Below are 10,879 nucleotides of genomic sequence, written 5' to 3' on the forward strand. Positions count from 1 at the left end.
TGTGGAGCGCCCTTTGCGACACATTTATGAATTGGGTGCATGGCTCGTAACGTAGGATTGCCATAAAATCCACGAACTCCCGGAGCATGCGATACACATGTCTCGATGTAAGGTCTCTGGATGTGAATTTTCTACGAAAAGTGATGAGTAGTTCTCGTCATGACGGGGCCGCCTACAGTCGACATCCATGTCGACAATCGGCTGACGCGGACATCGTGTCCGCTTTCCCCCTGCCTTTCAGCACTTTTCTAGAAAATATCAACATCCTCCGACAAACATCTTCGACATGGCACCGCATACGCCGGGAGTTCTGCGTTTTGGAAAGCTTTCAAAAAAACCAGTAGCCCCGGCTGGGTATAAGAATAAGCAGTGCCGTAAGCAGACGTCGGTACTTAGCGGTCGTATTGTGACCGCTTATGTACCGCTACGCTCTGCGACAGAGCGCGAGCGTGCCGCGTTTCTTATACCCTGCCAAGGGCTACGGGGATTTGATAGCATTTCTTTACTAACTCTCAATTTTGCAATCTTTACCATCAAAGCAGCTGAAAGGTCTATGGTGTACAAATATTATGAAAAAAGCTGAACTTCCTCCTACTTTTTATCCTTTCGCAAATACATCAAAATTCCATGGATCACTCTGCCAAGGCATGCTCCCACCACTGCCCCGGCAATGGTGATTCCCAGTATTTCCACATAGCGAAATCTGTTTGCCGAAAATGCCCATACGCATGCTACGATGCCGCACAAAACGATCAATCCGATATAGATATCCTTTATACTCTTATTCTCCCTCGAACTCCCGGATGACATCGCATCATTTCCCACCAATTCATCAATGCTTATGTCGAATTGCTTTGATAAGAGAATTAATTGCTCCGGGTTCGGCGCAGTCTCTCCTAATTCCCAGTTTGATATCGTCTGCCTTGTAACATTGATTTTTTCTGCCAGCTTCTCCTGCGAAAGCCCCTTCTTTTTTCTTAAGGTCTGAATATTGTTTCCTAACTGCATCCGTCACCTCTCCTTTCGCATGAAGTATAGCATGCAATAGCTATGCAGTACTATCAACATCTCCGGGAATTTGCGCAAAGGAACTTAACATTTCCGCAAACCTCAGCGTTTCTACTGATTTGCCGGTTTCTCCGGTATTCGGCATTGTCCACATGTTCCGAGGGTTCCTATGTACCATTTTCAGGATTGCTGCCACAAAATTGCTACTACCAAAAACATAATTGCAAAACCAAATTCAATCACTGTCGTGAACCTGATTCTTCTCTTCAAAACACATACTCCCGGATGTTTTGAATGAATATAGATGGGATAAGTGTTCCCTTCTGTCATCCTCCGCAGCAGGCGATAGGGTACCGTCAATGTGGTCTGCTCATGATAAGCCGTGCCGTTACAGACGTATCCAAACACCGGTGCATAGCTGGTAATACCATAGCGTCCGGGGTAGCTGTTATATCCGCAATAGATAGCTTCTATCTTCTGATTGCAGCAAAATACAGCATAGATATCATTCACACCCAGTAAAAACAGAAACATTCCAAACACGCTCATAATCAGCAGCGCTTCGAGAGCTTCATTCCCTACAAACAAAATAACAAATGATGTGATGGCAAAACCAGCAAATGTCAGGATGATGTCCAGACATATAAAAGGTACAACCTTATATCTCTTATTTTTTATAATGATAACGGTAGATACTCCAAACAATAATGTCAATATGTATACCAGAGCTTCCATTACCATATCCCTCTCCTCCGATCCAATAAGCAAAATTTATGAGTTTTTCATTACCCAGGCAAATGCCTTCGCGGTCCGCAGCCCAGGATCTCTGAAATGATTCCCCGGATTCCATTCCAGCGTACTGCGGATCCCACACTGTTGCAGCCACGCATGAGCCTCCCGGATACAGTCACCTACAGTAGCCATAACAGGATTTTTCGTCTTTTCCTCTTTGTCCCCCAGGCTTAAGTAAACTGCCTGGCTCTGATTCTCATGCTCCTTCATATAAGACAGAAACCCGGGAAACCATACCGAGGGCGATGCCGCCGCTATCCCCGCAAACCGGTCCGTCTGATAAGATGCCCACAGAGAAAACAGCCCTGCAAGTGAATATCCTCCAAGATAATAGGTTTTACCTTCATCCGGACATAACCGCAAAATTTCTTCTAACAACGAGGCTGCGCCCCCGCCAAAGTCCTCTTTTCCGAACACCGCCGGTGATCTCCACGGAGACAGATCGAGGTTCCAGTCATCCACTTTCACCGCAATCATTTGAAAATCCAATGCTGTCAGTTTCCGGATCTGTGCCACTTCGCCCTCTATTTCCGTCAGATCATGATCTCCCACGGACTGGATCAAAACAATGGGAGCCTCCGGATTCCCATACTTATATTTAGTCATGCCGTCCTCTTTCTCTATCAAATATCCTTTTCTATCAAGTATCCATTCTATTTTATCAGTTTCAGAATCCTTTGCCTGTTATATCGCTGCATGATCACAAACATCATATCAAACACGGCCGCAAGGATCGATGTAATGATAAATGCCGGATATCCACCCAGCCAATGGCCTGCCAGAATCGGTACAAAGCTGAGCACTACGATCGTCTCATGCCCCAGTTCCGCCTGACATGTGACCTGCGCTATTTCCTCCCAGGTGTGTTGTCTCGGATCAAACAGGCTGGGATTATAGGTAGGCATACAATTCTTCCATTTTTTCACACGCAGCTTTTCATATAATTTCATTTCGGATTTACTTACCTGATACCAGTGTTTTCTGTAATCTGCCCTGTTATGCATGATAGAATTGTAGATAAATGCTACCACCCATCGCATGATAAAATGATAAGCCGTGGTTCCACAGGTAATGGCAATCGTCAGCCAGATTCCTAAAAGAGTTTTTTGATATAAAATACCCGTTACAATGGTTCCGGTCAGGAACACGACAGGCGCTGCCTTTAAAAAATTTATCATAGGTCATTCTCCGTTTTTTCAATTTCAAATGCCCGGTCAATTTCCTGCCAGTCCTCACATCTCACAAATCTGTCATTGGGAAGCTCTGCCCGGCTGTTCCATGGCCGGTCGAACACGGCTATCCTGCAGTTGTCAAAATGCATTACATGCTCAAATGCCGCCGGAGAATCCTCTACCGCAAAATTAAAGGTCATGTTGTAAAGTTCCGCCAATGTCATATTATATCTATAATCCTGTTTCGCTGTTTCGCGCCCGTATTTGTCTACGCAGAACAAGGGAACTCTTTCCAAATGATGTTCATCAAGCCATTGCCTCGATGGTTCATAGGAATTGAACGGCCTTCCGGTAATGATAAAAACCTCGTGTCCCTGATCCACCCACTTATTAATTACCTCGGAAGCCCCCGGCGTCTCCTCATAATGCAACAAATTTTCCGGTAAATGCCCCGCCTTCATTAAGACTTCATACTGTGCATCATTCAGGTCAAAGGATTTCTGCAAATTGAAAAATTGAACCTGCCGGTAAGGGACATCAATGCCGAACAATTCTTTTGCAATTTTCGTAAAATATTCTGCGGTTTCACATAGTACATCGTCAAAATCTATGTAGATTTTCATTGCTTCTCTTCTCCGAATAACCCCGGCAGTTTCTATCAGCTCCCTGCTCTTTTTACAAAGAATTTCCACGCTGCCATACCATTACATAGTCTTTTTCCCCGGTAACTTCATCCAATCCTTCTCGTTGGATTTCAAAACCTTCTCTTTGATAAAAGTGAATTGCACGTGTATTCTTTTGGTAAACATTTAAGTATAATTTCGTCTTCTTTTCTTTTACAAAATTCAACAGGAGCTTACCTATACCCTGCGACTGCATTTCATCACGGACAAAAATACCTTCCATATATTCATCGTTTAACCCTATAAAACCTTCTATCTGGCAGTCATTCTCATACACATAGACCTCTGCCTGTGGCAACATTTCTTTCACTAAATCAATATTGGAAAAACAATATTGACCCGGAATAAAATAGTGTGCTTTTAAGTTGGTATCTAACCATATATCAACAACTCGTTCGATATCTGCTTTTTGTAATACTCTGATCATACTTCTTCAAACACCCTGTTCTACTACAATTTACAAAACCACCTCGAAGATCGTCCCTCCGGATGGATTGGACTTCACTGTAATACTGCCATCATGCACTCTTACAATTTCACGGACCAGGGCAAGTCCCAGCCCTACTCCACCAAGCTCCCGGCTTCTGGATTTATCCACCCGGAAAAACGGTTCGAACACGCGCTCCTTAAGTTCCTCAGGGATTCCGGTTCCCGTATCCTCCACTGACAGATACACATGTTTTTCCTTCCGGTCTGCGGTTACTGTGACCTGCCCGCCCGAATGATTATATTTTATGGCATTCTCAACAAGATTGTATACCAGCCGGTAAATAAGGATGTCACTTCCGACCATCGTTATATCCTTACATTTTCCGATCAGTCTTATATTTTTTCCCTCTGCAAGAGGTTCCAGATCCTCCAATACCTCATCCACCAGAGCATCTAAGATAATTTCATCATCCCGTCCTACCGTCTGAAGCTCACTCATATCGAGAAGTGTCTTTACCATTTTGTTGAGTCTGTCGTTCTGTTCGGTAACCATCTTTATCATCTGTACCGTGTCTGCATCATTGTCCGGATGACTGTTGGAATGATACAGATCAAGCTGTACCTGCATCAGGGCTAATGGCGTACGAAGCTCATGGGCTGCATTTGCAGTAAATTGTCTCTGTATCTCAAATGCATCCGAGAGGCGTTCCAGCATACGGTTATACGAAACGCTAAGCTGGTTCAGTTCCTTCACCTGGTTTTCTTCTATCCGTGAATCTGCCAGATTTTGCGCCTGCACCTTTTCGATCTTGTCAGAAAGCTCTCTGATCGGTCTGAGTGCATGCCCACTTATAAAATAGGTAGCCACTCCACCCAGAAGAGCCAATACTGCTGAAATGATCAGGCTGTTTTTCCTGTAATCCGCCTTATTATTATACACCTGGACAGAAAAGTCATTGGCGAACTCATCCCATTTGTCCTCCGGAATGCTGATATATATTTCCTCCGCATCGTCCGGCTGATCATCTCCCCGTGTATCCACAGCCTCTTGCAGGGAATCCATATAATATACACCGTTTTTATAGACGAGCATCGTCACGCATCCACATATCACCGCTATATATAATGTAATGATGCAGGTAAGTCTCCATTGCAGCGACATTTTTTTCATCTATCGGACTCCTCTCGTATTTTATACCCTTCTCCCACCTTGTTCAGAATCGGATCATATCCCAGCACAGCCTTAAGCTTTTTTCTAAGGGAAGACATGTGTACTCTGATCGCTCCGCTAAAGCTATCCACAGATGCATCCCAGACATGCTCCATCAATTCCTCCTGACTTACCGGTCTGCCCATGTTCAGAAGCAGATATTCCAGAATACCATTTTCTTTTCTTGTCAGGGATACCATTTCTCCTTTTGCATAAGCCTCACGCCTTACGGTATCGAACTTTATCTCCCCGCTTTCCAGACATACATCCTTCTGTACAAACTTCCTTCTGGTCAGGCTTCTGATGCGTGCCTCAAGCTCCTGTAAATGAAATGGTTTTTCCATATAATCATTCGCCCCTGCATCCAGTGCCTCAACCTTATCCGCTATCTGCCCTCTTGCAGATAATATAAGAACCTTCGTCTCCTCATTTTCCTGCCTGAGTTCTTTCAGGATCTCCATCCCATCCATACCGGGCAGATTCAGATCAAGAACGACCAGATCATAGTTCTCCGTCAGGATACCTGCAAGAGCTTCTTCCCCATCATAGCAGGTATCTACCTCATATCCTGCGTCATACAGACTTTTCGCAACCGTATCACATATTTCTTTTTCATCCTCAACAATGAATAATCTCAAAATTCCTTCCCCGCCCTTAACAAAGATTTTACAACAATTATTGTATAATAGAGAAGTCAACTGGTCAATAAATACCACGATCGAAAGGAGTAACAATAACTTGAAGTGCAGGAAAATATCTCAGATCGTTCTGCTCGTCACCGGGATCACTATGATCGGCTACGGTGCAGTCAGAGGCGAAGCTGCTGTCGTGCTTGGTAAAGCAATAAAATTATGTCTGGAGTGTGTCGGAATTGGATAAGAGAAAAAAATCATTGTCAGGGCAGGTAGCCGGGATACGCGGATGGATACAGGCTGCTGCCACACTGCTTACTAACATTCACATCCCTAATTTTTTTAAGGGCAAAATATATCAGGGAAACGCTAAGACCGTATGTGTACCGGGATTAAACTGTTATTCCTGTCCTGCTGCCACGGGAGCATGCCCCATTGGCGCATTTCAGGCGGTGATCGGATCCTCCCGATTTAAATTTTCATATTACGTCACGGGATTTTTTATTTTACTGGGTGTGACACTTGGAAGATTTATATGTGGTTTTTTGTGTCCGTTTGGATGGTTTCAGGATTTACTTCATAAAATCCCAGGGAAAAAATTTTCCACAGCCAGACTGAAGCCGCTAAGATATCTGAAATATATGATTCTTATCGTTTTCGTTATCCTTCTGCCGCTGCTCGTAACGAACTCTATAGGAATGGGCGACCCCTTCTTCTGTAAATATATTTGTCCACAGGGCGTTCTGGAGGGAGCTATCCCGCTTTCCCTGGGCAATGCAGCCATACGGTCCGCACTTGGAAAACTCTTTACTTGGAAATGCTTTATTTTGATCACAGTTATCGTGTTAAGCATTTTATTTTACAGACCCTTCTGTAAATGGATCTGTCCTCTTGGTGCGATCTACTCGCTGTTTAATAAGGTCAGCCTTCTTAATATTAAGGTGGAGGACAGCAAATGTATCGGTTGTGGTCGATGTTCAAAGGTATGTAAAATGGATGTGGATGTGTGCAGGCATCCAGACCATCCGGAATGCATACGGTGCGGTGCCTGCATCAAGGCTTGTCCCACGGATGCGATCCACTACCGGTTTATGGGAAAATAATCATATTACTATTACTTAAAGGAGAATTTAACCATGAAAACAAACAAAAAATTCCTTACTATTTTAACACTGTGCATAGCTTTATTGCTTACAGCCTGCGGCGCAACGGATGCTGCCGGCACAGACAAAACCAATGAGTCTCTGACGGAAACCGGCACAGTATCCACAGACAGCTCCAACACTTCACTGGATGATCTGTATCAGCAGGAGAACCAGATTTTTGCAGATCATGAGGCTGTATGGAACAAGGTATTCGGCATGATGAGCAAAAGTGGTGCTGATCCCAGCAAAAATTATGCTGATTATCTGGCTGATACCGTCGAAGCAAACAAGGACTCCTTTACAGAGGATGAATTGAAAACGCTTACGGATGATATGGAAACCATACGGAAAATCGAAGAACAGATCGCAGAACTGGAACAGGGAACTGCCGCAGCCGATCATACTGCTCCGGGAAACAATTCCGAAGATGCCTCTCCCTTCCGGAATTTCTCCGGTCAGGATTTTGATGGTAATTCTGTCGATGAAAGTCTGTTTTCCGGCAATGCAGTAACCGTTGTCAATTTCTGGTTTACCGGCTGTAAGCCCTGTGTTGCTGAGTTGTCTATGCTGAACGAATTAAACAATACGCTCAAAGCAATGGGCGGCGAAGTCATCGGCATCAATACCGAAACCTTCGACGGCAATGAAGCTGCCATGAAGGAAGCTGCCGCCGTTCTTGAAAGCCAGGGTGCAAAGTACCGCAATATTTCCATTGACTCTGCTTCCGATGCGGGTAAATATGCCTCTGATATTATGGCTTTTCCTACAACCATACTTGTCGATAGAAATGGCAATATTGTAGGGGATCCGATCCTTGGGGGAATTGATAACCAGGATAACTACGACTCTCTGATGCAGCAGATTCAATCGGTAATTGATGCAGACAGCGCAAACCAATAATGCAAAACACTCCCTACGAATTCTTCATTCACCTGTTGACACCGGCAATTGATTTTGATATTATTTATCAAGAAATGAATATTCCATGAGGGAGTAGTTAGCGCGAAGGTGTGATTTGTCAACATTCTGATTATAATTTTAGAGTATAATCTGGCAAATCTTAAATAATGAGACTCATGTATATCTATTAACGGTCTGTGTATAATACACACTGGCAGATAATTGATATACATGAGTCTTTTTCATCTCTGTCGATACTTATCATCGCACAGCCTTCGGCTGACAACACTATAATGGATCACGCAAAGGAGAAAAACATGGAGAAACTTATTAACAATGCCCCGTTTGCCCTTGTTCTTGTATTCCTTGTAATCGGTTTTGTACTGCTGATTAAAGGTGCGGACTTTTTCGTAGAAGGAAGCTCCAGTGTAGCGAAGAGACTGCATGTTCCGTCCATCATCATCGGTCTTACCATCGTAGCAATGGGAACCTCTCTCCCCGAGACAGCGGTCAGTGTATCGGCTTCTATCACAGGCAACAATGAGCTTGCGGTCAGTAATGTCGTCGGTTCCAATATCTTTAATCTGATGGTCGTGATCGGCGTATGTGCAATGATCGCCACCGTAGAGGTTGCGCGGGAAACTATCCGGAGAGATATCCCCCTTTCCCTGATCTGCGCCGGTCTTTTACTGCTTTTGGGGACCATGGGACTTGGTGATCAGGCCAACATGACACTGGGACATTTCGATGGTGTAATATTCATAGGTCTTTTTGCCGGATATATCTTCTACATGATCAGAATTGCCTTAAAGGCAAATAAAGAAGGAAAAAAAGTAGAGATTGAGGGCAGTTCCGATGAAGAGATCAAGCTGATCTCCGTACCGCTCAGCATTGTTTTCATTGTCGGCGGTGCTGCTGCGATCGCCTTCGGTGGGGATCTCACTGTCGATGCTGCATCCAGAATCGCAAGCGACCTTGGAATGACGCAGACGCTGATCGGACTTACCATCGTTTCCATCGGTACATCTCTTCCGGAGCTTGTGACTTCCATCGTTGCAGCCAGAAAAAATGAAGTCGATATGGCACTGGGTAACGCCATCGGTTCCAACGTATTTAACATCCTGATGGTACTGGGTATCGCTTCCGCCATCAGTCCTATCAGCATCATTACGGAAAACATCATTGATCTGTGTGTACTGATCGCATTTACTGTATGTGTATGGATCTTCGCAGGAAGCAAAAAGAAAATCGGAAGAGTCGAAGGCTTCTGTATGGTTGCACTTTATGCAGTATATGCAATTTATATTATAATCAGATAAATGAGGGATATACAAATGATATTGTTTTTTAAAGTATTTCTCACGGAATTCATCGCTGAGATGGGCGACAAGACACAGCTTATGCTGATCGCCCTTACTTCAAAATACAAATTAAGAGATATTATACTGGGAACCGCTGCCGCAATCCTGGTACTGAACGGTCTGGCTGTCCTCGCCGGCGGGCTCGTCAGCGAATTCATTCCCGGCTGGCTCATCAAGATCATTGCTGCACTTGCATTTCTGTATTTTGCCGCATCAACACATGCAGGCAGCAATGATGAGGAAGAGGAAGGCAGCGGCAAATCCAGGATCCGGTTCGCACCGCTTGCAGTTTTCTGTACCTTTTTCGTAGCCGAGCTTGGAGATAAGACACAGCTTACCGCCATCACCTTCGGCGCCAATGAAGGTATGAGTTCCGCACTGATCGTATGGATTGGCTGTTCTCTGGGACTGTTTTTAGCAGATATCCTGGGAATGCTTTTAGGCTATCTGTTAAAGAGCAAGACACCGGAAGGGTTGCTCAATACTCTAGCCTTCACCATCTTCTCTGTATTCGGCATCTTCACACTGTATCAGGGACTGAAGCTCATCAATACAGATGTCCGTTCCATCCCGGTATTGCCGATACTGATCGCTGCAACGATTGCTTTTGCCGGTATCTGTGTGTACCTGTTTTTAAAGAGAGAGAAAAAGGCAAAAGCAGCAAACTAAAAACGAACCCCATTCTGTTTTCACGGAATGGGGTTTATTTATCTATTCCGTTCGGAACTCAAAAGAAAAATAGTACACATAATCATCCATTTCAAGGGTATCCAGCTGGTCGTTCACAATATAACCAAAATCAAAAGTTCTCGCTTCGTCATTATCATAGATCAGCGCAAGAAGCGGCTGCTGTTCATCATAGACAATATCTGTTTTCTCCTGAATTTCCGTTGCAGCTCTTCCATATCCATAGTGCTCTCCTTCCGGAACATCCTCCAGGATTGGGATTAGCATATCTCCCTGCGATTCATCATCTGCAATAATAATTTTCACGGTACGATCCTTAAACTGCGGTACAATAATAATCGTTCCATTCTGCGGTGAATCCATTCCTTCATACGAAAGCCCTGCCCTTTGTCTGTCTACCAGCTTTCCTTCCCGGTATTGCCAAATATGAATATATAGAGTTTTAAATTCATTCGTTGCCGTGTATTTATACATAAAGGCACCGTCTACGCCTGACAGCATTTCCGCCGTTTTCATTTCAATACTGTCCTTGTCCACCGGAACGATAAAGTTCTGTGGCATATTTTTCCGGAATATCATGATTCCGACCGTCAAAACAACAATCGCCGCCGTGACAAGCAGAATATCTATAATGTATTTCAATCGTTTTTGCTTCTGCTTACTGTCCGTTGCCAGCCCGATAATATTTTCTTCCGATTTTTTGGCAATATTTTCCCGGACAATATCTTCTCCTGCCAGGAATTCATTGATGCTGATACCGAGGATCTGGCAGAGTTCCGAATAGACGGATACATCCGGCAGACACACGCCCGTCTCCCTTAATTAAAGATATTGTTGGGTAAAAAAGAAAGGTCAGTCGA

General features: G+C 44.2%; 14 protein-coding genes. 5 read left to right on the top strand and 9 right to left on the bottom strand.

What is annotated here, in order from left to right:
* Nucleotides 1-591: 591 nt before the first annotated feature.
* The 8 genes from ACLTOH_RS04245 to ACLTOH_RS04280 all read right to left on the bottom strand — a co-directional run bounded on the left by ACLTOH_RS04245 (nucleotide 592) and on the right by ACLTOH_RS04280 (nucleotide 5,932).
* Nucleotides 592-1,008 carry a helix-turn-helix domain-containing protein gene (locus tag ACLTOH_RS04245; RefSeq protein ID WP_118731468.1) on the bottom strand — a complete coding sequence of 139 codons (417 nt, stop codon included), beginning with the start codon at nucleotides 1,006-1,008 and terminating at the stop codon, nucleotides 592-594.
* A 180-nt stretch (nucleotides 1,009-1,188) separates the two neighbouring features.
* Nucleotides 1,189-1,749: a hypothetical protein gene (locus ACLTOH_RS04250; RefSeq protein WP_412223448.1), complete on the bottom strand. Its 561-nt coding sequence runs from the start codon at nucleotides 1,747-1,749 to the stop codon at nucleotides 1,189-1,191.
* Between the two features lie 30 nt (nucleotides 1,750-1,779).
* Nucleotides 1,780-2,406, bottom strand: a complete 627-nt coding sequence (locus tag ACLTOH_RS04255; RefSeq protein ID WP_412223450.1) for an esterase — start codon at nucleotides 2,404-2,406, stop codon at nucleotides 1,780-1,782.
* A gap of 47 nt (nucleotides 2,407-2,453) precedes the next feature.
* Nucleotides 2,454-2,978 carry a hypothetical protein gene (locus tag ACLTOH_RS04260; RefSeq protein ID WP_412222539.1) on the bottom strand — a complete coding sequence of 175 codons (525 nt, stop codon included), beginning with the start codon at nucleotides 2,976-2,978 and terminating at the stop codon, nucleotides 2,454-2,456.
* On the bottom strand, nucleotides 2,975-3,595 hold the full coding sequence (locus tag ACLTOH_RS04265; protein WP_412222540.1) for a 5' nucleotidase, NT5C type: 621 nt from the start codon (nucleotides 3,593-3,595) through the stop codon (nucleotides 2,975-2,977). Before ACLTOH_RS04265 ends, ACLTOH_RS04260 begins: the two co-directional genes overlap by 4 nt.
* 52 nt (nucleotides 3,596-3,647) lie before the next feature.
* Nucleotides 3,648-4,082, bottom strand: coding sequence for a GNAT family N-acetyltransferase (locus ACLTOH_RS04270; RefSeq protein WP_412222541.1), 435 nt, complete (start codon nucleotides 4,080-4,082; stop codon nucleotides 3,648-3,650).
* A gap of 30 nt (nucleotides 4,083-4,112) precedes the next feature.
* Nucleotides 4,113-5,255 carry an ATP-binding protein gene (locus ACLTOH_RS04275; protein WP_178016208.1) on the bottom strand — a complete coding sequence of 381 codons (1,143 nt, stop codon included), beginning with the start codon at nucleotides 5,253-5,255 and terminating at the stop codon, nucleotides 4,113-4,115.
* Nucleotides 5,252-5,932: a response regulator transcription factor gene (locus ACLTOH_RS04280; RefSeq protein WP_022154558.1), complete on the bottom strand. Its 681-nt coding sequence runs from the start codon at nucleotides 5,930-5,932 to the stop codon at nucleotides 5,252-5,254. The genes ACLTOH_RS04275 and ACLTOH_RS04280 overlap by 4 nt, the downstream gene beginning before the upstream one ends.
* A gap of 100 nt (nucleotides 5,933-6,032) precedes the next feature.
* Between ACLTOH_RS04280 and ACLTOH_RS04285 the strand changes: the two genes are divergently transcribed.
* The 5 genes from ACLTOH_RS04285 (at nucleotide 6,033) to ACLTOH_RS04305 (ending at nucleotide 10,001) form a co-directional block, all read left to right on the top strand.
* Nucleotides 6,033-6,173, top strand: a complete 141-nt coding sequence (locus tag ACLTOH_RS04285) for a CD1871A family CXXC motif-containing protein (RefSeq protein WP_117465104.1) — start codon at nucleotides 6,033-6,035, stop codon at nucleotides 6,171-6,173.
* Nucleotides 6,166-7,029: a 4Fe-4S binding protein gene (locus tag ACLTOH_RS04290; RefSeq protein WP_412223452.1), complete on the top strand. Its 864-nt coding sequence runs from the start codon at nucleotides 6,166-6,168 to the stop codon at nucleotides 7,027-7,029. The genes ACLTOH_RS04285 and ACLTOH_RS04290 overlap by 8 nt, the downstream gene beginning before the upstream one ends.
* 33 nt (nucleotides 7,030-7,062) lie before the next feature.
* On the top strand, nucleotides 7,063-7,971 hold the full coding sequence (locus tag ACLTOH_RS04295) for a redoxin domain-containing protein (RefSeq protein WP_412223454.1): 909 nt from the start codon (nucleotides 7,063-7,065) through the stop codon (nucleotides 7,969-7,971).
* 317 nt (nucleotides 7,972-8,288) lie between these two features.
* Complete coding sequence (locus ACLTOH_RS04300; protein WP_412223455.1) at nucleotides 8,289-9,290, top strand: calcium/sodium antiporter; 1,002 nt, start codon at nucleotides 8,289-8,291, stop codon at nucleotides 9,288-9,290.
* Nucleotides 9,291-9,305: 15 nt separating this feature from the next.
* Nucleotides 9,306-10,001, top strand: coding sequence for a TMEM165/GDT1 family protein (locus ACLTOH_RS04305; RefSeq protein WP_118539755.1), 696 nt, complete (start codon nucleotides 9,306-9,308; stop codon nucleotides 9,999-10,001).
* Between the two features lie 42 nt (nucleotides 10,002-10,043).
* Here ACLTOH_RS04305 and ACLTOH_RS04310 read toward each other — a convergent pair whose 3' ends face one another.
* Nucleotides 10,044-10,826, bottom strand: a complete 783-nt coding sequence (locus ACLTOH_RS04310; protein WP_412223458.1) for a transcriptional regulator — start codon at nucleotides 10,824-10,826, stop codon at nucleotides 10,044-10,046.
* Between the last annotated feature and the right edge of the window lie 53 nt (nucleotides 10,827-10,879).

The sequence above is a fragment of the Waltera sp. genome (assembly GCF_046969025.1).
Lineage (GTDB): Bacteria > Bacillota > Clostridia > Lachnospirales > Lachnospiraceae > Acetatifactor > Acetatifactor acetigignens.